The organism is Candidatus Palauibacter sp., from assembly GCF_965222475.1.
Classification (GTDB): domain Bacteria; phylum Gemmatimonadota; class Gemmatimonadetes; order Palauibacterales; family Palauibacteraceae; genus Palauibacter.
Genome location: NZ_CBDCUB010000002.1, coordinates 332,421 through 355,908, shown reverse-complemented (window position 1 = coordinate 355,908; position 23,488 = coordinate 332,421). Strand labels below are relative to the sequence as shown.

Here is a 23,488-nt window from a genome sequence, read left to right as displayed (position 1 = left end):
CGCGATCGACGTCCTGTGGCTCCCCACGCGCCCGGCGAGTACGACCGGGCGACGGTCGCCGGGCGGACGCTGCGGGCGGTGGCGGGCGACGCGGCCCGCGGCGGGGGCGGCGTGGCGATCGTGTGCGCCGGGCGGCGAGGCCGCGTGAGCATGGACGACGCGTGGTGCGCGGGTCATCTTGTAACGCGGCTCGTCCAGGCGGTCGCGGGGGCTACATTGACCGATGGCGCGCGAGCCGCGCAGGCGCTCCGTACGGAGTTGGGCCCGCCGACCCCGGCCGGCCTCGCCTGCACCGCGGCCGGGCGAGCCCTGCGCGCCATCGGCCGGGCGGACGACCTCCGGGCCTGCGCGGCCGTAGACGATCTCGCGGTCGTGCCGGTCCGGCGTGACGGTGCCCTCGTCTCTGACAGGGGCTGCCAGGGTGGGGAGGAGGACGTGTGATGGTGGATGAACGGCAACGGCGCGAGGTGCTGGGCGTCGCGCTGATCCTGCTTGGCCTGCTCGTGGCGTTCGCGCTCGTCTCCCCGGCGCTTGCCGGCGATGAGAACAACTGGATCGGGACCGCCGGCCGCCGGCTCCACGGTGCGCTCGACTCCGCGCTCGGGCCCCTCGCCGCACTGCTCGCGATCCCGGCCTTCGCCTGGGGCGCGTACTTCCTGGGCTGGGGCGGCCGAGGGCGGGCGGTGCGCGGGACGATCCTCTCCGTCGTGCTCCTCGTCACCCTCCCCGCGCTGTTCTGGCTCATGGCGCCGCGGCCCGACGCGTCCGCCCCCTCCGTGGGCTGGCTGGGCGACAACGCCGGGCGGGGTCTCGAGATGCTGTTCGGCCGGGTCGGCGGATCGCTGATCGGCGCGGGCGTGCTCGTGCTCACCCTCGTCGTCACGATGCGCTGGTCGCTGGCCGGCGCGGTGGCGGCGGGAGGGAGGGCGACCGGGCGCGGGCTGGTCGCAAGCGCGCGTGGCGCCCGCGGGCTGGGCCGCATCCTCGTCGGCCGGTTCCGGCGGGAACGGTCGTCCCGGGCCCCCGGCCCGCCCGCGAGACCGGATCCGCCCAGCGAGGCCCGAAAGACGCGCCGGCCCGCGAAACGGAAGACGACGCGCGCGGCGGCGAAGCCGGACCGCGACCCCGCGGCAAAGCCGGACCGCGACCGCGCGGCGGATGAACCGTCCCCCGTCCCGGAACTCGAGGAGTTCGGGGATCCCGACTCCCGCGACCTCCCGCCCGTCGATCTGTTCGACGAACCGGAGGGGCCGGGGAGCGGTCTCGGCGTGCGCGACCTCGATCGCCTGGGCGAGATTCTCATCGAGAAGCTGGCGACCTTCCGCGTCGCCGGTGAAATCGGAGGCTGGACGACCGGCCCCGTCGTGACGCAGTTCGAGGTCGTCCCCGCCCCCGGCGTGAAGGTGGGACAGATCTCCGCCCGCGCGGACGACATCGCGCTCGCCCTGAAGGCGCCATCCGTCCGGATCGTGGCGCCGATTCCCGGCAAGGGGGCCGTGGGAGTGGAGGTCCCCAACCCCGCCTCGGAGATGGTCCTCGTGCGCGAAGTGCTCGAGAGCCCGGCCTACCGGCGGGGGCGCCAGAAGCTGCCGCTCGCGCTGGGGCGCGACCTCTCCGGAAAGCCCGTGTGCGCGGACCTCACCCGCATGCCGCACCTCCTCATCGCCGGCCAGACGGGATCCGGCAAGTCGGTGTGCATCAACGCCCTCATCACGAGCCTGGTCTGCCGCTACGTGCCGGCCGAACTGCGCCTCCTGATGGTGGATCCCAAGATGGTGGAACTGTCGGTCTACGGAGACCTGCCCCACCTCCGCCATCCGGTCATCACCGACAACGATGAAGCCGCGTCCGTCCTCAAGTGGGCGGTGTACGAGATGAAGCGGCGGTTCGGGCTGCTCTCCTCGAACGGCTGCCGGAACGTCGGGGAATTCAACGGCCGGATCGCGGGCGGCCGCAAGGTGTTCCTGCCCAAGCGGGGCGTGGCCGACGGGCCGGCGCCCTACGAGGAAGGCCCGCTCCCCTACATCGTGCTCGTCATCGACGAACTCGCGGACCTCATGATGACGGTGCAGTCCGAGGTCGAGACCCCGCTCGCGATGCTGGCCCAGAAGGCGCGGGCGGTGGGGATCCACCTCGTGCTCGCGACGCAACGCCCCTCGGTGAACGTCCTCACCGGTCTCATCAAGGCGAACATCCCGAGCCGCATCGCCTTCCGGGTCGCGTCGAAGATCGACAGCCGCACGATCCTCGACATGAACGGGGCGGAGAGTCTGCTCGGGAACGGAGACATGCTCTTCCTGCCCCCCGGCGAGTCCGACCCCGTCCGCATCCAGGGCGCCTACATCTCCTCGGAGGAGACCGAACGTCTGCTCGACTGGTACCGGGCCCAGGCGAAGGCGCGCGCCGAGGCCGAGGCCGAGGCCGAAGCGGCCGCGGAGCGCGACATCCTCGACCTGCTGAAGGAAATTCAGGAAGAGGAAGGCGATGCGGCGGTGTCGGACGAAAGCGCCGGGGACCGCGACAAGCTGTTCCGCCAGGCCGCGGAGATCGTGGTCTCGCATTCCGCCGGCTCGACCAGCCTTCTGCAGCGCCGGCTCAGGATCGGCTACGGGCGGGCGGCGCGCATCATCGACCAGTTGCACGCGGCCGGGATCGTGGGACCCGCGGAGGGGTCCAAACCCCGCGAGGTGCTGGCGACGCTGACGGATCTGGACGAAGGGACGGTCGACGAGGCATGAGGCTCCGGGAAGGGCGGATTCTCGCAGCCGCGGCGCTGGTCGCCGGCCTGTCCGCGGGCTGCGCCGACCGTGGTTCGTCCGCCGGGGCCGAGGCGCGCGCCCGGCTCGAAGCCGAGTTCGGACGGCGCGCGGAGGCGCCCGAACCGGCGCGCGAGGCCGCCGCGGCCGCCGGGAGCCAGCCGGCCGCCGGGAGCCCCCCGATGCCCGGCGACGCGGGGGAGTCGCCGGCGTCCGATGCCGCCGCCGACCCGGCGCCGCCCGCCGACGCGGGGGCGTCCGACCCGGGAGCGTCCGACCCGGTGCCACCCGGCCCGGCGCCCGGCGAGGTGGGCGTCGACTCGCTGCTCGCGCTCGCCGACGCGGCCTACGCCGGGCTCGACCGCCTTCGCGCCGCCTTCTCACAGCGGATCGAGAACCCGCTGCTCGGACGGACGCGCGAGGGGCACGGCATGTGGTACCAGGCGGGCCGAAACCGCTTCCGCATGGACTTCGAGGTCCCGGCGGACGACATCTACATCGCGGACGGCTCCTGTCTGTGGCTCTACGAGCCCTCGCTCCACGACCAGGTTATGGTCTCGCGCCTCGATGAGGGGGTCGAACTCGGCAGCATCGACATCCTCGGCCGTCTGCTCTCCGAAGCCAGGATCCGCTACGACGCGGTGGACGCGGGGGTCGAGGCGATCGAGGGGACGGAGACCCGGGTCGTGGCGCTGACGCCGCGACAGCTTCCGGCGCGATACGTGGAGGTGCGCCTCTGGATCGGGGTCGCCGATCACTACGTCCGCCGCTTCCGGGTCCGGGAGGAGAACGAGATGGTCCGCACGGTGACGCTCACGCGGCTCGAACCGCAGGCGCCGATCGATACCTCGCTGTTCGCGTACGCGCCCCCCTCGGGGGTGCAGATCTTCCCCGGCGACGTGCGATGCGACTAGGCCTCGTCAGCCTCGGCTGCGACAAGAACACGGTCGACTCCGAGCGCCTGCTCGCGGAACTCGTCGGCCGCGGCGCGGAGCGCACCAGCCCCGCGGACGCCGAGGTAATCCTCGTCAACACCTGCGGGTTCATCGACGCGGCGAAGGAAGAGTCCATCGAGACGCTCATCGAGGCCGGTCGCATGAAGAGCGACGGATCGTGCCGCGGCGTGGTGGCGGTGGGGTGCATGGTCGAGCGCTACCGCGACGAGCTGGAGGGCGCGCTGCCCGAGGTCGATCTGCTGCTCGGCCTGCGCGATCTCGACCGGCTCGTGCCCGAACTGCGCGCCCGCGGCCTGCTGAACACTCCGGCCCCGGCCGGAGGCGTGCATCCGGGCGAGCGGATCCCCGTCGCGTCCCGGCACGTGCGCTACCTGAAGGTGAGCGAGGGGTGCGATCACGGGTGCGCCTTCTGCGCCATCCCCCTGTGGCGCGGGAAGCACCGCTCCTTCGAACTGGAGCGGATCGTCGCCGAGGCGCAGCGCCTCGAGGCGCAGGGTGCGGTGGAGGTGAACCTCGTCGCCCAGGACCTCGCCCACTGGGGTCGGGAACGCCGCGACGGGACGGACATCGCGACGCTCGTGAAGGCGCTCCTGCGCGAGACATCGATCCCCTGGTTCCGGCTCCTGTACATCTACTCGGCCGGGCTGCGCGAGCCGCTCGTGGAGCTGATGGCGTCCGAGCCGCGGCTCCTCTCCTACATCGACATGCCGATCCAGCACGCGAGCGACACCGTCCTCCATCGCATGCGCCGGCCCGAGCGTGCCGCGACGCTGCGGAAGAAGGTCGCGTGGCTCCGCGACGCGATCCCCGGGCTCACCCTGCGGACGACGGTCCTCGTCGGTTTCCCGGGCGAGACGGACGCGGAGTTCCGCGAGCTGGTGGACTTCCTGGACGAAGTGCCCTTCGACCGTCTGGGGGCGTTCGCGTTCTCGCCCCAGGACGGGACGCGCGCGGCCGCGATGGACGAGAACTGCGTGCCCGCGGGTGTCGCTCAGGAACGCCTCGAGGAGGTGCTGGTGGTCCAGCGCGCGGTGAGCGGCGAACGGCTCGCGGCGGAGGTCGGCCGCGAGCGCACGGCGATCGTCGACGGGCCGGCCGGCGCGGACGATCCGGTGCCGGGACTCCTGTACGAGGAGGGAGCGCCCGGCGCGGCACAGGTCGGCCGCGTCGAGAGCCAGGCGGACGATGTGGACGGCGCCACGGTGCTCGTCGGCGCGGAGGGGCTCGCGCCCGGCTCGCTGGTGCGCGTCGGGATCGAGCGGGCGGCCGACTTCGACCTCGCCGGACGCGTGCGGGAGGTCATCCGGGAGGCGCCGACCCGGGCCATGACGGCACCCGCGGCCGCCCCGGGGCGCGGGCTCCCCGTCCTCGGGCTCGACAGCGCCTGGGGCCGGTGAGGGCGGGCCCGCGGCAGCCGCCCGGCGCGTCCGACTGGATCCGCCGGGCCCGCGCGGTGATGCCGGGCGGCGTGAGTTCCCCCGTGCGGGCGTTCGGCCCGGTCGGCCTCCCGCCGCTGTTCGCCGCCCGTGGCGAGGGCGCGCGCATCTTCGACCACGCCGGCCGCGGCTACCTCGACTACGTCCTCTCGTGGGGCCCGCTCATCCTCGGACACGCGGCCCCGCCCGTCGTCGAGGCCGTGACGCGCGCGGCCCGCGACGGCATGAGCTTCGGGGCGTGCCACGCGCGCGAGGTCGAACTGGCGGAGCGCCTCGCGGCGTGGGTGCCCGGCGTCGAGATGGTGCGCTTCGTGAACAGCGGCACCGAGGCGACGATGTCGGCCGTGCGGCTGGCCCGCGCCGCGACGGGCCGCGACCTCATCCTGAAGTTCGAGGGGTGCTATCACGGCCACGCGGACGGGTTTCTCGTCGTGGCCGGGTCGGGCGTCGCCACCCTGTCCCTCCCCGATTCGCCCGGGGTGCCGGCGGCCACCTCCGCCCTCACGCTGACCGCTCCGTACAACGACCTCGAAGCGGTCGATGCCGTCCTGGCCGAACACGGGCCCCGGGTGGCCGCCGTCATCGTCGAACCCGTGGCCGGGAACGCCGGCCTCATCCCGCCCCGCAAGGGTTTTCTCCAGGGGCTGCGCGACGCCTGCGACCGCGCGGGGGCCCTCCTCATCTTCGACGAAGTGATGACCGGGTTCCGCGTCGCCCGAGGCGGTGCACAGGAACGCTACGGCGTCACCCCGGACCTCACGACGCTCGGCAAGGTCGTCGGCGCCGGCCTCCCCGTCGCGGCCTGCGCCGGACCCCTCGACCTCATGCGGCGCGTCGCCCCGGAAGGATGCGTGTACCAGGCGGGGACGCTGTCCGGGAACCCCCTCGGCATGGCGGCGGGCCTCGCCCAGCTCGAGGAACTCGAGCGTACCGACCCCTTCGCGCCGCTTGAGCGGCGGGCCTCGACGCTCGTCGAGGGGATCCTGACGGCGGCCCGTGCCCGCGGCATCCCGGCCTGCGGGACCGCGATCGGGTCCATGTGGGGCGTCTTCTTCACCGAGGGCCCGGTGGTCGACTTCGACGGCGCCCGCCGGGCCGACACGGAGTTGTTCGCCCGCTACTACCGGGCGTGTTTCGAGCGCGGCGTGTTCTTCGCACCCTCCGCGTTCGAAGCGGGGTTTCTCTCCACGGCCCACACCGACGCGGATATCGAGAACACGGTTGCCGTGGCGGGTGAAGCGATGGACGCGGCGCTGGCAGGTGCAAATTGAGCTGGCGGGACCGGGTCGTCCCCGAGCGGGCCGGCCCGCTGGTCGCCGGCGGGATGCTCATGGGGCTGGCCCATCCCCCCTTCCACCTGCTGGTGACGTCGTTCGTCGCGCTCGTCCCGTTCATCGTCTGGCTCGAGGGACTCCCGCCCACGGCCGAGGGGCGGAAACAGGCGCGCACCGGAGGGTTCTTCTTCGGGCTCATCTACTACACGCTCGTCCTGTACTGGCTCTTCGTGGCCCTCGTGTTCTACACCTGGTGGGCCGTGTTCGCGTTCCTCGCGCCCATCCTCATCCTGTCGGCGTTCATGTCGTGGGTGGCGGGCGCGATACATCTGGTCCGCAGCCGTTTCCGGTGGCCGCTCTATCTCGTCTTCCCGGTCTTCTGGACGGCGGGAGAAGTGCTGCGCGCCCACTTGCTGGAGGTCTCCTTCCCGTGGATGCAATTCGGCGACTCCCTTTCCGGCTACCCGATCCTGATAGGCGCGGCGGATCTCGTGGGCTCGCGCGGCCTCTCCTTCTGGCTCGCGGCGGCCAACGCCCTCATCGCGATGGGGTTCCTCGCCTTTCGCGCGCGGGGGTGGCGGGCGGCCCGCGGACCGGCGCTCGCGTTGCTGGTCACGCTGGCGGGACCGGTCGCGTACTCGGTGGCGCGCTGGCAGACGCTCGAGACCCGCACCGTGGCCCGGGTGGGCATCGTGCAGCCGAACGTGCCCCAGCACCTGCGCGATCTTGATCCCGTCGCTTCGACGGACAGCGCCTTGCGCGCGACCGCGACGCTGACGTCGCCCTGGGTGGGCCGCGAACGCATGGACCTCGTGATCTTTCCCGAGACGATGCTGCAGGCGACCGTCCTGGATCCCCTGCCTTCCTACCCCCATCCCGGCTGGCCGGCGGCCCAGGAGTGGGCGGAGGGGATCGTCGCCACGCAGGAGGCGGAGGTCGTCGTAGGGGGGCGCGGAGGGGACGACCTCGGCCCCGGGAGATACCAGCCGTTCAACTCCGCCTACCACTTCCGCCCCGGCGACGGCCTCGTCAACCGCTACGACAAGCGTTTCGTCGTGCCGATAGTGGAGCGGGTCCCCTTCGTGCCGCCGGAATGGCTCAGTCGCATCCCCTACACGGGCGGATTGGGCGTCGGGGACTGGCAGTCGCCGATCGAGATTTCGACCGAGCGGGGGACCGCGGCCTACGGGACGATGATCTGCTACGAGTCGATCTTCTCCCCGCTCGCGCGGCACTACCGCCGGAACGGCGCGGACTTCCTCGTCAACATCACGAACGACTCCTGGTACGGTCGGGACGCGTGGTGGAGCCGTTCGAGCGCGCTGTGGCAGCATCCGGCGCACCTCGTCATGCGTTCGATCGAAACCCGCATGGGGGCGGCGCGGTCGGGGCTCACGGGGGTGTCCATGATCGTGGATCCGCTGGGCCGGGTCTCGCACCGGACCGAACTGTTCGAGCCCGCCGCGTTCGTGGCCGATGTGGCGACGACGGACGGACTGACGGTCTACGTCCGCTTCGGCGACATCGTGGGGACGACGGCGGCGGTCGTGGCGATTCTCGCCCTTTGCGCGTCCATATGGGGACGGAAGGTCGACAAGGTCGAGGTGGAACGGTCGAACGAGGCGCGCGAAAGCGGATGAGACGGAGACTCCTGCAGTGGCTGGCGGCCGCGGTCGTGTGCGCGGGCGGGCCGGGCGGCGTCGCGGGGCAGGTGCCGGACACGCTGCGGCGCGACACGACCGTGTTCCGGATGAGGGAACTTCGCATCGAGGCCACGCGGCCGATCGCGAGCGTCTCCGGCGCCAGCGCGGTGCGCCTCAGCCTCCAGTCGCCGCGCGTCGCCGCGGTCCCGCTGCTGGAGCAGGCTCTGCGGGAGCTCCCCTTCGTGCAGGTGCGGGAGAACTCGCGCGGCGAGGCCCAGCTCACCCTGCGGGGGACGGAATCACGCCAGCTCGCCGTGCTCGTCGATGGGGTGCCGCTCACCCTGGGCTGGGACGCGCGCACGGACCTGTCGCTCATCCCCATCGACGCCGCGCGCGAGATCGAACTCTTCCGCGGGATCTCGTCCGTCCTGCACGGGCCGAATGTCCTCGGCGGTGTCGTGTCGATCGAGATCGGGCACGGCAGCGTGGACCCGGCCCGCCGGCTGAACGGCGCCCAGGGCGGCGTGGACGCGACCGGGGCGATGTTCGGCGGCGTGCGCCTGGGCCGCACCTGGAGTTCCGGCGACGGGGGGCTCTCCGTGCAGGGCGGCGGCGCCTGGCGCTCGCGTGACGGCGTGCCCCTTCCCGGCGGCGTGACGCAGCCGGCCGGGGCGGACCCGGAGCGGCGTCTCAACAGCGATCTCGACCACGCGAGCGCCTTCTTCACGGGCCGGTACGAATCGGAGGCGGGCGGCTGGGTATCGATGTCCACCTTCGGCTACCGCGCCGCCAAGGGGGTCCCTCCGGAGCTTCACGTCCGAAGCCCCCGCCGGTGGCGCATCCCCGACACGAAGCGGTTCGTGGGGACCGTCTCCGCGGGGACGGCGTGGGGCCGGACGCCGCTCGGGACGGGGGATTTCGAGGTCAGCATCGGAGTCGACGCGGGCGACGCGCAGATCGACGAGTTCGACACGCTGGCCTACGAGGAGATCGTCGGGCAGGAGTTCGCGGAGGACCGCACGCTCACCCTGCGCGCGCTGTCGGACCACGAACTCGGAGCGGGCGTGCTGCGAAGCGCGCTGACGTGGGCGGAGACGCGTCATGTGGAGCGGCTCGTGCCCGGCGACCGCTCGGTCTTCCGCCAGCGTCTGCTGAGCCTCGGGGGAGAGGCCGAGTTCCCGCTCGCGGGGTCGGGCGGCGGGTTCTGGTCCGGCGTCCGCATCAGCCTCGGGGCGAGCTTCGATCGCGGCAGTACGCCGGAGACGGGCGGGCGGCAGGCCCGCGAGGCGATCGATGACTGGGGCGCGCGGATCGGAGGCTCGGCTCAGGTCGGCCGCCGCGTTCGGCTCCACATGGGGGCCAGCCGCCGCGTGCGCTTCCCATCGCTGCGCGAACTGTACTCGGGCGCGCTCGGCCGCTTCGTCCCCAACCCGAACCTCGCGCCGGAGGCGCTGCGCGCCCTGGAGAGCGGCGTCACCGGCACGATCGACGCGTTCGGGGCGGAGGTCGAGGCGCAGGCCGTCCTCTTCCTCCAGAGTTTCTCGAACGCGATCGTACGCACGGGGCTGGGGGATGGCCGCTTCCGGAGGGAGAACCGGCGGCGCGTGGACGCGGGGGGGCTGGAACTCCTCGCCGACGCGCGATGGGGAGGGCTCTCGCTCGGGGGCGACCTCACCTGGCAGGACGTGAACGTGACGGACGAACGATCGCCCGGCCTGAGTCCCCGGCCCGAGTACCAGCCCGCGATCGCGGGAGGGGTTCACGTCGAGGGTCCGCTCCCCGCGGGGCTCCGCGCGCGGGCCGCGGTGGAGGTGGTCGGCCGTCAGTTCTGCGTCGATCCGGATCTCGGGCGCGATGTCGCGCTCGACCCCACGACGCGCCTCGATCTCGTCGTGAGCCGGGAATTCGCCATCGGAGGACCCATGGGCACGCTCCAGACTTCGCTGTCGCTCGACAACCTGGCCGACGCGGCGGTGTTCGATCAGTGCGGGCTGCCCCGGCCGGGCCGCCTCCTTCGTCTCCAGTTCCGGCTCTTCTAAACGGTCCCGGGGCACGGAGCGCCGCGCATGAGGGTCAACTACAGCCCGGGATACACCGTGCCGCTGCCCGGCGGACACGCCTTCCCGATGGGCAAGTTCGCCGCGCTGCGCGAGATTCTGGAACGGGACGGGCTCATCTCCCCGGCGGAAGTCGTCGAGCCGGGCGAGGCCTCGTGGGAGGAGTTGGCGCTCGTCCACACCCCGGCCTACCTGTCCAGGCTCCGGCACGGCACGCTGGACCGCGAGGAGGTGCGGCGCCTCGGGCTCCCCTGGTCGCCCGCTCTCGTGCGGCGGTCGCGGCTCGCCGTGCGGGGGACGGTGAACGCGGCCTGGATGGCGCTCGAGGACGGCGTGGCCGCGAACCTGGCCGGGGGCACGCACCACGCCTTTCCGGACCACGGAGAGGGGTTCTGCGTGTTGAACGACGTGGGCGTCGCCGTCCGGATGCTGCGGCGGGGCGGCTGGATCCGGCGCGTGCTCGTGGTCGATCTCGACGTCCACCAGGGGAACGGGACCGCCGCCGTGTTCGCCGCCGACCCCGATACCTTCACCTTCTCGATGCACGGGGAAGGGAACTACCCTTTCCGGGAGACGCCGTCGGATCTGGACATGGGGCTGCCCGACGGGACGGGAGACGACGAATACGAGGAGGCGCTGCTGAGATTTCTCCCTGAAGCGCTGGCGCGGTCGCGGCCGGATCTCGTCTTCTATCTCGGCGGGGTCGATGTGCTCGCGGGCGACCGTTTCGGACGCCTCGCCCTCACGAGGGCCGGGCTCGAGCGGCGGGACCGGATCGTCATCGGCACGATTCGCGGCGAGGATCTGCCGCTCGCCCTGCTCCTCTCGGGGGGCTATGCCGCGACGCCGGAGCTGACCGCGGAATTCCATGCCGTCGCGCACCGGACGGCGCGCGAGATCGAGAGCGCGGCGTGAAGGCCATCGAGTACTCCCGCCGCCAGTCGGAGCCCGCGACGGCGGAGTCCGCGCGGGAAGAGGGGGAGAGCTACTTCGCCAGCGTGACGCTCCGCCTGCCGAGTCTCGAGCCCGAGGCGGTGCTCGCGACGCCGCCGATCCGCGTGCGCGGCTTCTGGCAGAGCGGTCCGCACTGGATCGCTCACGCGGGGACGGCGGCCGAGATCGACAGCCGGGAGGGCGAGCCGCCGCCCTCGGCCGCGGGCGCGATCGCGTGGACGCGGGAGCGGGCCCAACGGCTGTTCGCGGCCCGCTGGGTTCACGATCCGGACGGCGAATCGCGCCGGCCGCGCCTGCACGGCGGCTTCGCCTTCGACCCGCGGCCGGACGCGGATGGCGAGCCCGGCTTCTGGGATGTCTTCCCGGGCGCCCGCTTCGTACTGCCCGCCTACGAGGTGGAGACGGATGATCGCGGTGCCCGGCTGACGGTGACGCGCCGCTTCGCGGCGACCGTTCCCGGCGACCAGGCGATCGACGCGCTGCGGAGGCGGGCGACGCGCACGCGGGAGCAACTCGCCGAACTGGAGCGCCGGGGCGCCGGACCGGGCCCCGTCCCCCCGGCCACGGCCTTCGACGAACCGGTGGGCCCCGAACGCTGGCGGCTGGGCGTCGAACGGATCCTCGAGCGCATCCGGTCCGGCCGCGTCCGCAAGGCCGCGCTCGCCCGCCCGCTCGACATCACGCTCTCCGAACCGCCGGATTCGGCCGCCGTCCTCTCGGCCCTCCGGAGCGCGAATCCGATCGCACACCTGTACCTGATCCAGTTCGCGCCCGATCGCTTCCTGGTCGGCGCCGCCCCCGAACTGATCGGATCGCTGCGGGGCGACCGCTTCCGCACCATGGCCGTCGGAGGGTCGACGCCGCGGGGCGCGGACCCGGTCTCGGACGCCTGGCTCGGGCGCCAGTTGGTGCACAGCGGCAAGAACCGCGAGGAGCACATCATCGTCGTCGAGGACATCATCCGGCATCTCCGTGCGGCGGGGGTGCGGGCCGTGGAGGACGTCTCCGAGCCGGCTCTGTTGCGTCTCCCCCGCATCCAGCATCTGCGGACCGAACTCGAGGCGGAGACGCCGCCCGGGACCCACGTCCTGTCGCTCGTCGAGGCCCTCCACCCGACCGCCGCCGTGTGCGGCGATCCGCGCTCCGCCGCGCTGAAGCTGATTCGGGCCGAGGAACCGGTGGGCCGGGGGTGGTACGCGGGGCCGGTCGGCTGGTTCGACGACCGCGGGGATGGGGAGTTCGCCCCGGCGCTGCGGTCGGCCGTGTGCCGGGGTCCCCTCCTGCGGCTCTACGCCGGCGCGGGGATCGTGAAGGGCTCCCGCGCCCGCGCCGAATGGGACGAGACCCGGGTGAAGCTGCAGACGATGCTGGGAGCGCTCGGGGTCGCGCGAGTGCCGTGAGCGGGACGGGTCCGACAGCCCCCAACCGGAACACGCTGTGGGCGCGGGCGCTGGCCGACCGGCTGGCCCGCCTCGGAGTGTCGCACGTCTGCGTCGGGTCCGGCTCCCGGTCGGCACCGCTGGTCGAGGCGTTCGCCGCGGACCGGCGCTTCGTCGTCCACCCGCACGTGGACGAGCGCTGCGCCGCCTTCTTCGCGCTCGGGACCGGCGCGGAGAGCGGCCGTCCGGCCGCCGTCGTCACGACATCGGGGACCGCGGCGGCCAACCTCTACCCCGCGGTGGTGGAGGCGAGCCAGAGCGAGATTCCGCTGCTCGCCCTCACGGCGGACCGGCCGGCGAGCCTCCGCGGGACGGACGCGAACCAGACCATCGACCAGGTCGACCTCTACGGGCGCTATCCCCGGGCCTCGATCGATGTCGCGCTCCCGGAAGCGAGCGAGACGGGGCTCGCCCGGCTGGGCGCCGCGGTGGAGGCGGCCTGGCGTGCCGCGACGGGGGCGCCGGCCGGGCCGGCGCACCTGAACCTGCAGTTCGCCAAGCCGCTCGAGCCCACCCGGGCGCCGGGCGACGTGCCGCCCGGGCTCGAGGCCCGTCTGCCCGACCCGGAGGCGCCTCCCGGCGATCCCGGTCCGCCGGCGCCCGACGCCGGGGCCGAGTTGGCGGCGCTCCTGCGCGCCGCGCGGCGACCCCTGCTCGTGTGCGGCCCGAACCACCGTCCCGAGATCGGGGCCGCCGCGCTCGCGCTCGCGGCCCGGACGGGCGCGCCGCTGGTGGCGGATCCGCTCTCGGGCGCCCGCTTCGGCGCCGGCGCCAGCGATTGGACGATGGGGAGCGCGGACCTCTGCCTCGGCGACGCCGAAATCGCCGCGGCGCTCCGCCCCGACCTCGTCCTCAGGATCGGCCGGGCGCCGACCTCCGCCTGGGTGTGTCGCTACCTGGAGCGGCACGGGGACGTGCCCCAGGTCCTCCTCGACGCGGCGCACCGGTGGCGGGACCACCTCGCGACCTCCTCCAGGCCGCTCACCGGCGATCCGGCCGCCACGCTCGCCGGGGCGACATCCTCCGGCGCGGGGGAGGCGGAACCCGGGTGGGCCGACCGGTGGCGGCAGCTCGACGCGGCGGCGTGGACGGCGGTCGCGCCCGCGCTGGCGGACGGCTGGTTCGAGGGCGCCATCGCCGCGGCCGTGGCGGAGGCGCTGCCGGAAGGGACGCCCTGGTTCATCGGCAACTCGATGCCCATCCGCGACGTGGATGCCTTCGCGCGCCCGACGGACCGGCCCCTCCGCGCCCTCGGGTTCCGTGGCGCCAGCGGCATCGACGGGAACGTGAGCGGGGCGCTCGGGGCCGCGGCCGCCTCGGGGCGGCCCGCCGCCGCCCTCGTCGGGGACCTCACGCTGCTCCACGACGCCGGGGCGCTCCTCGCCCGCCACCCCGCCGGCGCGCGACTCCACATCGTCGTGATCCAGAACCGCGGCGGCGGGATCTTCCACATGCTCCCGATTCGCGAGCACGACCCGCCGTTCACCCCCTTCGTCGTCATGCCCCAGCCCGTCGACCTGGGAGCGGTTGCCGCCGCCGCCGGAATCCCGCACCGTCCCGTCGCGTCGGTCGCCGAACTGAGGGAGGCGCTGGGGGCGCACCGTGGGCAGCCGGCGGGCACCGGGCCCGGACCCCCGGGCCTCCGCCTCACCGAAGCTCGCATCGACCGACACGACAACTGGGAACGGCGAAGCGCCGTCATCGAACGCGCCCGGGAGGCGGCGCGCGCGGCGCTCTGAAGACCCGCCGGCCCGCTCGACGAGAACTGCGAGACGCCGAGGCGGCCGCGCCTCGAGGCCCGCAACCTGACGGAGAACCCAGCATGGCAGAGACCTTCACGCCGCCGGAGAGCGGCGTCGTCTGGCAGCCGGTCGGCGAGTACGGCGACATCACCTATCACAAGACGGACGGGATCGCGCGCATCGGCTTCAACCGCCCCGAGATCCGCAACGCGTTCCGCCCCGACACCCTGTTCGAGATGTACGCGGCCTTCCAGGACGCGCGGGACGACGACCGGATCGGCGTCGTCCTCCTCACCGGGAACGGCCCCTCCGCGGACGGGAAGTGGGCCTTCTGTTCGGGCGGAGACCAGCGCGTGCGCGGCGAGGCCGGATACGTGGGGAAGGACGGGGTCGCCCGCCTGAACGTGCTCGACCTCCAGCGCCTCATCCGTTCGATGCCGAAGCCGGTGATCGCGCTCGTGGCGGGATACGCGATCGGCGGGGGGCACGTCCTCCACGTCGTGTGCGACCTCACGATCGCGGCGGACAACGCCGTGTTCGGACAGACGGGCCCCAAGGTGGGAAGCTTCGACGGGGGTTTCGGCTCCTCCTACCTCGCCCGCTCCGTGGGTCAGAAGAAGGCGCGCGAGATCTGGTATCTGTGCCGCCAGTACGGGGCGGAGGAAGCCGAGCGGATGGGGCTCGTCAACAAGGTCGTGCCGCTCGACCGCCTCGAGGCGGAGGGAGTCGACTGGGCGCGGGAGATCCTCGGGAAGAGCCCGCTCGCGATCCGCTGTCTCAAGGCCGCGCTGAACGCGGACTGCGACGGACAGGCCGGCATCCAGGAGTTGGCGGGGCACGCCACGATGCTGTTCTACATGACCGAGGAGGGACAGGAGGGGAGGAACGCCTTCCTCGAGAAGCGGGCTCCCGACTTCCGGCGGTATCCCTGGCGCCCGTGAGGGCCGGCGGCGCGGGCGCGTGGCTCACCGGCGCCCGCCTGCGCACCCTCCCGGCGGCGGCCGGACCCGTCCTCGCGGGCGGGGGGCTGGCGTGGAAGGAGGGCGGTTTCGCCGCGGGCCCGTTCCTCGCGGCGCTCGCGGGGGCGCTGCTGATCCAGATCGGGACCAACTTCTCGAACGACTACTCCGACTTCGCCCGCGGCGCGGATACGGAGGACCGCCTCGGCACCCCGCGCGTGACCCAGGCCGGCCTCCTCTCGCCGCGGGCCGTCCGGACCGGAGCGGCGGTCGCCTTCGCCCTGGCGACGGTCGCGGGGGCGTACCTCGTCGCGGTGGGAGGGTGGCCGATCGTATGGATCGGGGCGGCGGGGATCCTGGCCGGGATCTGCTATACGGGCGGGCCGCGGCCCTTCGGCTACCACGGCTTGGGGGACCTGTTCGTGTTCGTCTTCTTCGGCCCCGTCGCCGTGGCCGGCACCGCCTACGTGCAGCTCTCGCGCTGGGCGCCGGAGGCCGTGCTCGCGGGGGTGGGGGCGGGGGCGCTCGCGACGGCGATCCTCGTGGTCAACAACCTGCGCGACCGGGAGACGGACGCGGCGGCCGGCAAGCGCACGCTGGCGGTGAGGATCGGGCCGACCGCGACGCGCGTGCAGTACTCGGTGCTTCTCGCCACCGCCGCCGCGGTGCCCCCCGCCGGCGCCGCGGCCGGGCTGTGGCCGCCGGGCGCGCTCCTCGCCTCCGCCGCGCTGCTGCTCGCGGCGCCGCCCCTCCGCACCGTGTGGAGCCATCGGGACCCGCGCGACCTCAACCCCGCGCTCGCGGCGACGGCCCGGGCCACGGGGGCGTACGGTCTCCTGTTCGCGCTCGGGTGCCTGCTGTGACCGGCCCGGGGGCTCCCGGCCCGGGGGCTCCCGGCCCGGCTTCGGGATTCTCCCTCGTCCAGCGGGACGGAGGGTGGTCCGCCGCGGAAGTTCGCGCCGCCAGCGACCGCGTCGCCGCGGTGCTCTCGGAGGCCGGGGCGGGTCCGGGCGTCGTCGTGGCGCACCGGTTCGGGCTGGACCCGGAGGGCGCCGTCGCCCTGGCGGCGATCGCGGAGGCGGGCGCGATTCCGGCGCCGGCTCACCCCGGATGGACCGATTTCGAGCGAGACGCCTTCCTCGCCGCGCTGCGGCCGGCCGCGGCGCTCACGGGCCCCGGCACCGCCTGGCCGGCGCCGGGATGGACCGACGAGGCCCTCTCGGTGCCCGGAATCGGCGAGATGAGGCTCCACCACCGCCGCCCCGCCGAGCCGTCGGCGACGACGGGCGGCGAGGCGGACGAGGAGATCCATGTGGGGGTCGAGACTGGGCCCGCGGGCGGTGCGATCCTCGCCACCTCGGGGACCGGGGGCGTGTCGCGCTTCGCGGTTCACGAGTGGCGGTCGCTGAGGGCGAACGCCGAGGCGGCGAACGAACGTCTCGCCTTCGGCCCGGACGACCGGTGGCTCGCGACGCTGGCCTGGGCGCACGTCGGGGGGCTGGCCGTGCCGCTCAGGGCCGCGGCCGCCGGCGCCTCGGTGGGGCTCGCTTCTCCGCGCTTCGACGCCGCCACCGTCGCCCGGGCGCTCGGCGCACTCGCCATCACGCACGTGTCGCTCGTGCCGGCGATGCTGCACGGGCTGCTGGAGGCCGGCGCCCGGCCGCCGGGCTCCCTGCGCGCGGTCCTGCTCGGCGGCGCGGCGACCCCGCCGGATCTGCTCGACCGTGCGCTCGGAGCCGGGTGGCCCATCGCCCTCACCTACGGACTCACCGAGGCGGGCTCGCAGGTCGCCACGGCGACCCCCCGCCAGCTCCGGGCGGCCGACCGCTCGTGCGGCCGCCCCCTGCGCGGCGTCGAGGTCCGCATCCGGCCCGCCGAAGGCAGGGATGAGACCACCCGGGCCGGGCAGCCCCCCGCCCCCCCCGGCCACATCGAGGTCCGCGGCCCCACCCTCTTCCGCGGATACGTCGGAGACCCCGCGAGACCCCGCGGCGACTGGTTCGCGACCGGCGATCTCGGCCACCTCGATGCGGAGGGTCGCCTCCACGTGACGGGCCGTCTCCGCGACCGCATCGTCAGCGGAGGCACGAACATCGACCCTCTCCAGATCGAAGCCATCCTCACCGCGCACCCCGAGGTGCGGGAGGTCGCCGTGATCGGCTTGCCGGACGAGAGGTGGGGCCAGGTCGTGGCCGCCGCGGTCGCCGGGGACGACCCCGAACTCGCGGTTCGTCTGGACCCCTGGTGCCGCCGCCGTCTCTCGGGCGCCCGAGTCCCTCGCCGCTGGGAGGTGGTCGAACGACTCCCCCGCACGGCGACGGGCAAAGTGGACCGCCCCCGCCTGCGCGCGCTGCTCGCCGGGCGGTCCGGGGAGACCCCCGGCGATCCGGCGACGGGTTGAGACGCGCTTGATGCGCGGGGGACCTCCTGCGGAAGAAGCATCTTTGACAATCGCGGGCGGTGTCGAAGATCTTTCGTTCCGACGCCCACAGGAGCCCTCTCTCACATGACGAAACTCAACGGTCGCGACGCCGAGCTGGTCGAGGCCATCGTACAGGCGGTGGATGCCAGGTTCGAGTCGAGGTTCGCCGGCATGCACGAAGAGTTCGTCGGCCTCCGCACGCAGTTCGACGGCCTCCGCACGCAGTTCGATGGCCTCCGCACGCAGTTCGTCGACCTCCGCGAGCGGTTCGTGCTCCTCGGGGACGGATTCGTCGGTGTGCGCCAGGAGTTTGCCGACGCGCGGCATGAGTTCGCCGACGTTCGGAACGAACTCGTTGCCATGCGCGAGAGGCAGGTCGCCGACCACGAGCGCATCGATGCGCGCTTCGACCGGCTGGAGGCACGCGTGAGCGTGGTGGAACTGCGAATCGCCGAACTCGACGTTCCGCGACGTCCGGCGGGCTTCACGACAACCGACCCCCCGTGCTGAGCTGCCCGCAGGCAGCCGGAGCCCATTGACCACCGCCATCGCACCCGCACTCGCCTGCCAGAAGGGCCGGTTCGCGCTCGACGAAGGCGCCCACTTCCTGAACTGCGCCTATCTCGGCCCCCTGCCGCGCTCGGTCGCGGAGGCCGGGATGGAGGGCATCCGCCAGAAGCTCTCTCCGACCCCGTTCCCGAGCACGGCGTTCTTCACCGACTGCGACCGCGCACGGGAGCGCTTCGGGCGCCTCGTCAACGCCGCGCCCGAGCGAATCGCGCTCATCCCCTCCGCGTCCTACGGGATCGCGGCCGTGGCCCGGAACCTGCCGCTGGAGGCGGGGCGGAACATCGTCATCCTCGGCGAGCAGTTCCCGAGCAACGTCTACGCATGGCGGCGGCGCGCGGCCGAGGACGGCTGCGAGGTGCGGACCGTCGAGCGCCCGGGCCCGCCCCCCTCCGGTGCGCTCTGGAACGAACGGCTCCTCGAGGCGATCGACCCCGATACGGCCGTTGTGGCCCTCCCGCACTGCCACTGGACCGACGGCACCCGGATCGACCTCGAGGCGGCCGGACGCCGGGCCCGCGAGGTCGGCGCCGCGCTCGTCATCGATGGCTCACAGTCCATCGGCGCCATCCCGTTCGACGTCGAACGCATCCGCCCCGACGCGCTCATCAGCGTGGGGTACAAGTGGCTCCTCGGCCCGTACCAGACGTGCCTCGGCTACTTCGGCCCCCGCTTCGACGACGGCGTCCCGCTCGAGGAGACGTGGATCTCGCGCCGCGGGTCCGAGGACTTCCAGGGCCTCGTGGACTACACCGACGCGTACCGGGGGGGCGCCGCCCGCTACGACGCGGGGCAGACATCGAACTTCATCCTCATCCCCATGCTCATCGAGGCGCTCGACCGGATCCTCGCGTGGGAACCGGCCCGCATCCTCGACTACTGCCGGCAACTGCTCGCGGGTCCGGCGGAGGAACTGCGGGCCCGCGGGTGGGCGATCGAGGACGACGCGTGGCGCGCCGGACACATCCTCGGCGTCCGCCTCCCCGAGGGGTGCGACCTCGCGGAACTGGAGGCGCGCCTGGCCGCCGCCCGCGTCTACGCCTCCCTGCGCGGCGACGCGCTGCGCGTCTCCCCCAACGTCTACAACGACGCCTCCGACGTAGAGGCCCTCCGACGCGTCCTCGCGGCCTTCGTGTAGACAGGGCCCGCCGCTACCGCGCCACCGGGAACTTCATTACCATCGAGCCATGAAGATCCCGGGTGAGATAGACGTTCCGCAGCATCTGGTCGTCGCGGTCTGCAAGCGGTGGCGGATCGCCGAACTGGCGTTGTTCGGTTCCGTCGTACGGGAAGACTTCGGACTGCGGGGGATCGAGAAGAGTCGCAACTACCTGCGTAGAAAGGCGATCCTCCGATCGGCCAGGACCATCTATGCGGGATGACGAAGCCTGGCTCCTGGACATGCTCCGGGCAGCGCGCGATGCCGAAGAGTTCGCCTCGGAATTGACCTAGAGCCCTTGGTGCCGCCCGAAGAAGCGTAGCGCGCGGCGGTCTCCGGAATACGGGCTATCTCGTCCACTTGGAGACGCTCATGGAAGGCAGAAAGACGCGGATTACACCGAGTCGGCGGGCAGCCCCCCGTATCCCCCGGCCCGTCCGTCTCGACGCTTCACCCGCGCGCGAAAGTGCTCGATCCCCAACCCCCTTCATCCCGGCACGGATGGTCAACGAGTGGGTCTACTGTCCGCGGCTCGCGTATCTGGAGTGGGTCGAGGGAGAGTGGGCGGAGAGTTCGGATACCGCCGAGGGCAGACGTGCCCACAGCCGCGTGGACAAGGATTCGGGACGGCTGGCGGCACCGGAAGAACTCGGGAGAGAAACGGCTCGCGTCCGCTCCGTCACGCTGTCATCCGAGCGGTTGGGCGTCATCGCCAAAATGGACTTGCTCGACGTACGCGACGGCCTCGTCATGCCCGTGGACTTCAAGAAAGGAAAACGCCCGCACGTCGACGTTGGGGCGTACGAGCCGGAACGCGTCCAGCTCTGCGTACAGGCGATGATCCTGGAAGACAACGGCTACAACGTCGAACGGGCCGCGATCTGGTACGCGGCTTCGCGCGAGCGCGTCCCGGTGATCCTGGACGACGAGCTGCGCGCAAGGACGCTGGAGGCGATTCGAGATCTTCGCGCGGCCGCCGAGAACGGCGTGCGGCCGCCTCCTCTGGAGGATAGCCCCAAGTGCCCGCGCTGTTCGCTGGCGGGAATATGCTTGCCCGACGAGACGAACCTGTTCAGGACGGGACGCACTCCACGTCCACTCAATCCCTCGGATGACCCGGCGCTGCCTCTATACGTCCAGACCCCGGGCGCAAGGCTGCGCAAACGGGGCCGGCGGCTGATCGTCGAAATGGACGAGGACAAGGTGGAAGTGCCGCTAATCGACGTCTCCCAGGTGGTCCTGTTCGGGCCCGTGTCGGTTACGACGCCTGCTCTTCATACGTTGATGCGCGCCGAGATACCCGTGTCTTGGTTCTCCACGGGAGGCTGGTTTCTCGGCCATACGATCGGTACCGGTAACGGCAACGTCGCGGTGCGCGAAGCCCAATACCGCGCCGCGTTCAGCGACGAGCGCCGACTCGGCTTCGCGCGGGGGTTGGTCGACGCCAAGATTCGCAACTCGCGGACGATGCTGCGCCGGAACTGGCGCGCGGAACGCGGTGGCGAGGGGAAGGAAGAGGCGCTGGCCAGACTGACGCGTGTCGCCCGCCGGGCGCGTCATGCGGAGAACGTGCAGGAACTCCTCGGGTGGGAGGGCGAGGCCGCGGCGATCTACTTCGGGCGCTTCGACCGCATGCTGGCCAAGGGCCGCGACAATGGTCTCGGCGAGTTCTCCTTCACCACACGCAACCGCCGTCCGCCATCGGATCCCACCAATGCAATGCTGTCCTTCGGATACGCGCTTCTGGCGCGGGCCATGACGCACACCATTTCCGCAACGGGCTTGGATCCGTACATGGGCCTCTATCACCGTCTGCGGCACGGGAGGCCCGCCCTGGCTCTCGACCTGATGGAACCCTTTCGGTCGATCGTGGCTGACTCCACCGTCATACAGGTCGTGAACAACGGCGAGATCAAGCCGGGCGACTTCGTCATGAACGGGACCGCTTGTTCGCTCAAGGCGGCGGGGAGGCGGGCGTTCATCGCCGCCTTCGAGCGTCGGGTGGATACTCAGACTACGCATCCCGTGTTTGGCTACAGCGTGTCGATGCGACGCCTCATCGACGTCCAGGCCCGTCTCCTCGCTCGCCACTTCCAGGGCGAGATCGCCTCCTACCCGCACTACCTTCCGAGGTAGGACCGGCTCCCGGTGGCGGCGGAACGCGTGTATTTCGTAACCTACGATATCGCCGACCCGAAGCGTTGGAAGAAAGTCTTCAAGACGATGAAGGGGTACGGGTACTGGTTGCAGTTGTCGGTGTTCCAGTGTCGGCTCACGGCCCGTCGTCGCTCGGAGATGGCGGCTGACCTTGAGGAGCTGATCAAGCCATCGGAAGACCATGTCCTCATCGTTGACGTGGGGCTGGCCGACCGCGTGAGCCCACGCGTCGAAAGCCTCGGGAAAACGTATGCTGCCCCCACGAGGCGCGCCCTCATAGTATGACGTGGGGGCGGGACTGCCTGGCTACGGCGCGAGCACTCCGGTGCTGAGCGTTGATCCGGGAGCGGTCGCATCGACCGTTAGCGAAGGCCGGGCAACGCCTTAGCTATTTGACAATCAGGTGTGTGTGAGACGTTATTAGTCCCATCGCGGCCTCGAAGCCCAGCGGTCGCAAACGCCCCGGCATCCCGTTGTTGGACAAAGACGTGGCTCGGGGTGGCTTTCCGGGGCGGATTCGCCCCGGCCTCATTGAAGCGACTTGATCCGCACGCGGTCGGGACGGAGCAGCCGCAGGCTTTCCGGGGCGGATTCGCCCCGGCCTCATTGAAGCGACGGGTACCCGAAGGCGTGGCAGTCCGTCGAGAACAGCTTTCCGGGGCGGATTCGCCCCGGCCTCATTGAAGCATCGAGGCGGACGGCGACTGGGCGCACCGCGAGGCGCGCTTTCCGGGGCGGATTCGCCCCGGCCTCATTGAAGCCATGATAGAGGGCCGTAGTGGCATCTTCCGGGTTACCGATGGGCTTTCCGGGGCGGATTCGCCCCGGCCTCATTGAAGCCGGTAAGGGTGTCCGGGAGGCTGTTCCAGAATCGGAATTCCGGCGGCTTTCCGGGGCGGATTCGCCCCGGCCTCATTGAAGCGGCGACTACGTCATCCAGATCTTGTAGCATGAGAGGGCGGCTTTCCGGGGCGGATTCGCCCCGGCCTCATTGAAGCAGCCCGAGACGCCGCAGGGCCAACTCATCGGCGGCATCCTTTCCGGGGCGGATTCGCCCCGGCCTCATTGAAGCAACCAGAAATGGTCACCAGTCTGCGCGGACGTCCCCTCGCCACCTTTCCGGGGCGGATTCGCCCCGGCCTCATTGAAGCAAACGGGACGGTAACAACCATCGATCGTTACGGCGCGACGGACTTTCCGGGGCGGATTCGCCCCGGCCTCATTGAAGCGGCGAGAGAAGACAACGCTCCGAACTCGCGCGAGAGACAAGCTTTCCGGGGCGGATTCGCCCCGGCCTCATTGAAGCAGCCATTATCGGACGGGTGCGCGCATCGCTTCGGACGGCATGTCTTTCCGGGGCGGATTCGCCCCGGCCTCATTGAAGCTGCTGTCCGTTCAGCGCGGCGCTGTAGGCCGGATCCTGCTTTCCGGGGCGGATTCGCCCCGGCCTCATTGAAGCGACGTCAGCCGGGCAAGCGACCTCGCGGGCCGGGCCACGAGCGTCTTTCCGGGGCGGATTCGCCCCGGCCTCATTGAAGCACTCCGGCCACCTGTGCTCCAGTGATGGGACCGGCGCCATGACTTTCCGGGGCGGATTCGCCCCGGCCTCATTGAAGCTGATCGGCGCGCCGTGCTCGACCGCACTGCGGCAGAAGTTGGGGCTTTCCGGGGCGGATTCGCCCCGGCCTCATTGAAGCCTGCCACACCTGCGATGTCATCCATCGTAGAGAACCCCACTTTCCGGGGCGGATTCGCCCCGGCCTCATTGAAGCCCTGGACGCGTGGGCGTTGTGCCTCGTGGACGTCAGCCTGCTTTCCGGGGCGGATTCGCCCCGGCCTCATTGAAGCAGCCGTACGCCTTGGCCCGTGTCGCGCGCATGCCGGATCTTTCCGGGGCGGATTCGCCCCGGCCTCATTGAAGCCCCTCGGGCCGGAAGATCGTCGGCCACCAGGACAGGATCCTTTCC

Annotated in this window: 18 protein-coding genes and 1 CRISPR repeat array (1 of these 19 running past the window's edge); all 18 genes read left to right on the top strand. The window is 72.1% G+C overall.

Annotated elements, in window-relative coordinates; genetic code table 11:
• Positions 1-15 precede the first annotated feature (15 nt).
• The 18 genes from ACOQPP_RS06850 to cas2 all read left to right on the top strand — a co-directional run bounded on the left by ACOQPP_RS06850 (position 16) and on the right by cas2 (position 21,806).
• Entirely contained in the window at positions 16-441 is a 426-nt protein-coding gene (locus ACOQPP_RS06850; RefSeq protein WP_420636140.1) for a 2-phosphosulfolactate phosphatase, read from the top strand.
• Positions 441-2,738 carry a DNA translocase FtsK 4TM domain-containing protein gene (locus ACOQPP_RS06845; RefSeq protein ID WP_420636139.1) on the top strand — a complete coding sequence of 766 codons (2,298 nt, stop codon included), beginning with the start codon at positions 441-443 and terminating at the stop codon, positions 2,736-2,738. Before ACOQPP_RS06850 ends, ACOQPP_RS06845 begins: the two co-directional genes overlap by 1 nt.
• Entirely contained in the window at positions 2,735-3,670 is a 936-nt protein-coding gene (locus ACOQPP_RS06840; RefSeq protein WP_420636138.1) for a LolA family protein, read from the top strand. Before ACOQPP_RS06845 ends, ACOQPP_RS06840 begins: the two co-directional genes overlap by 4 nt.
• Positions 3,661-5,109, top strand: coding sequence for a 30S ribosomal protein S12 methylthiotransferase RimO (gene rimO / locus ACOQPP_RS06835; protein WP_420636137.1), 1,449 nt, complete (start codon positions 3,661-3,663; stop codon positions 5,107-5,109). Before ACOQPP_RS06840 ends, rimO begins: the two co-directional genes overlap by 10 nt.
• Entirely contained in the window at positions 5,106-6,419 is a 1,314-nt protein-coding gene (gene hemL / locus ACOQPP_RS06830) for a glutamate-1-semialdehyde 2,1-aminomutase (RefSeq protein ID WP_420636136.1), read from the top strand. Before rimO ends, hemL begins: the two co-directional genes overlap by 4 nt.
• Positions 6,416-8,062, top strand: coding sequence for an apolipoprotein N-acyltransferase (lnt, locus tag ACOQPP_RS06825; protein ID WP_420636135.1), 1,647 nt, complete (start codon positions 6,416-6,418; stop codon positions 8,060-8,062). The genes hemL and lnt overlap by 4 nt, the downstream gene beginning before the upstream one ends.
• A complete protein-coding gene (locus ACOQPP_RS06820) occupies positions 8,059-10,104 on the top strand; it encodes a TonB-dependent receptor (protein WP_419165098.1) in 2,046 nt (681 codons plus the stop codon). Before lnt ends, ACOQPP_RS06820 begins: the two co-directional genes overlap by 4 nt.
• 27 nt (positions 10,105-10,131) lie before the next feature.
• A complete protein-coding gene (locus ACOQPP_RS06815; protein WP_420636134.1) occupies positions 10,132-11,037 on the top strand; it encodes a histone deacetylase in 906 nt (301 codons plus the stop codon).
• Positions 11,034-12,476 carry an isochorismate synthase gene (locus ACOQPP_RS06810; protein WP_420636133.1) on the top strand — a complete coding sequence of 481 codons (1,443 nt, stop codon included), beginning with the start codon at positions 11,034-11,036 and terminating at the stop codon, positions 12,474-12,476. Before ACOQPP_RS06815 ends, ACOQPP_RS06810 begins: the two co-directional genes overlap by 4 nt.
• Positions 12,473-14,254: a 2-succinyl-5-enolpyruvyl-6-hydroxy-3-cyclohexene-1-carboxylic-acid synthase gene (menD, locus tag ACOQPP_RS06805; protein WP_419165101.1), complete on the top strand. Its 1,782-nt coding sequence runs from the start codon at positions 12,473-12,475 to the stop codon at positions 14,252-14,254. Before ACOQPP_RS06810 ends, menD begins: the two co-directional genes overlap by 4 nt.
• An 83-nt stretch (positions 14,255-14,337) precedes the next feature.
• Positions 14,338-15,198 carry a 1,4-dihydroxy-2-naphthoyl-CoA synthase gene (gene menB / locus ACOQPP_RS06800; protein ID WP_420636132.1) on the top strand — a complete coding sequence of 287 codons (861 nt, stop codon included), beginning with the start codon at positions 14,338-14,340 and terminating at the stop codon, positions 15,196-15,198.
• Entirely contained in the window at positions 15,195-16,079 is an 885-nt protein-coding gene (locus ACOQPP_RS06795; protein ID WP_420636131.1) for a 1,4-dihydroxy-2-naphthoate polyprenyltransferase, read from the top strand. Before menB ends, ACOQPP_RS06795 begins: the two co-directional genes overlap by 4 nt.
• Positions 16,076-17,617: a class I adenylate-forming enzyme family protein gene (locus tag ACOQPP_RS06790; protein ID WP_420636130.1), complete on the top strand. Its 1,542-nt coding sequence runs from the start codon at positions 16,076-16,078 to the stop codon at positions 17,615-17,617. Before ACOQPP_RS06795 ends, ACOQPP_RS06790 begins: the two co-directional genes overlap by 4 nt.
• A 105-nt stretch (positions 17,618-17,722) precedes the next feature.
• Positions 17,723-18,148: a hypothetical protein gene (locus tag ACOQPP_RS06785; protein ID WP_420636129.1), complete on the top strand. Its 426-nt coding sequence runs from the start codon at positions 17,723-17,725 to the stop codon at positions 18,146-18,148.
• 25 nt (positions 18,149-18,173) lie between these two features.
• Positions 18,174-19,343 carry an aminotransferase class V-fold PLP-dependent enzyme gene (locus tag ACOQPP_RS06780; RefSeq protein ID WP_420636128.1) on the top strand — a complete coding sequence of 390 codons (1,170 nt, stop codon included), beginning with the start codon at positions 18,174-18,176 and terminating at the stop codon, positions 19,341-19,343.
• Positions 19,344-19,392: 49 nt separating this feature from the next.
• Entirely contained in the window at positions 19,393-19,587 is a 195-nt protein-coding gene (locus tag ACOQPP_RS06775) for a hypothetical protein (protein ID WP_420636127.1), read from the top strand.
• A gap of 278 nt (positions 19,588-19,865) precedes the next feature.
• Positions 19,866-21,500, top strand: coding sequence for a CRISPR-associated endonuclease Cas4g/Cas1g (gene cas4g/cas1g, locus ACOQPP_RS06770; protein WP_420636126.1), 1,635 nt, complete (start codon positions 19,866-19,868; stop codon positions 21,498-21,500).
• Positions 21,501-21,512: 12 nt separating this feature from the next.
• Positions 21,513-21,806, top strand: a complete 294-nt coding sequence (gene cas2 / locus ACOQPP_RS06765) for a CRISPR-associated endonuclease Cas2 (RefSeq protein ID WP_420636125.1) — start codon at positions 21,513-21,515, stop codon at positions 21,804-21,806.
• A gap of 217 nt (positions 21,807-22,023) precedes the next feature.
• Positions 22,024-23,488: a CRISPR direct-repeat array (repeat unit 36 nt; unit sequence CTTTCCGGGGCGGATTCGCCCCGGCCTCATTGAAGC); it runs 184 nt beyond the window's last position.

Excerpts from the sequence above, each read along its gene's own strand:
- ACOQPP_RS06845 (WP_420636139.1), top strand. The coding sequence starts at position 441 with ATGGTGGATGAACGGCAACGGCGCGAGGTGCTGGGCGTCGCGCTGATC.
- ACOQPP_RS06775 (WP_420636127.1), top strand. The coding sequence starts at position 19,393 with ATGAAGATCCCGGGTGAGATAGACGTTCCGCAGCATCTGGTCGTCGCG.
- ACOQPP_RS06785 (WP_420636129.1), top strand. The coding sequence starts at position 17,723 with ATGACGAAACTCAACGGTCGCGACGCCGAGCTGGTCGAGGCCATCGTA.
- ACOQPP_RS06840 (WP_420636138.1), top strand. The coding sequence starts at position 2,735 with ATGAGGCTCCGGGAAGGGCGGATTCTCGCAGCCGCGGCGCTGGTCGCC.
- rimO (WP_420636137.1), top strand. The coding sequence starts at position 3,661 with ATGCGACTAGGCCTCGTCAGCCTCGGCTGCGACAAGAACACGGTCGAC.
- ACOQPP_RS06820 (WP_419165098.1), top strand. The coding sequence starts at position 8,059 with ATGAGACGGAGACTCCTGCAGTGGCTGGCGGCCGCGGTCGTGTGCGCG.
- menB (WP_420636132.1), top strand. The coding sequence starts at position 14,338 with ATGGCAGAGACCTTCACGCCGCCGGAGAGCGGCGTCGTCTGGCAGCCG.
- ACOQPP_RS06815 (WP_420636134.1), top strand. The coding sequence starts at position 10,132 with ATGAGGGTCAACTACAGCCCGGGATACACCGTGCCGCTGCCCGGCGGA.
- cas4g/cas1g (WP_420636126.1), top strand. The coding sequence starts at position 19,866 with ATGGTCAACGAGTGGGTCTACTGTCCGCGGCTCGCGTATCTGGAGTGG.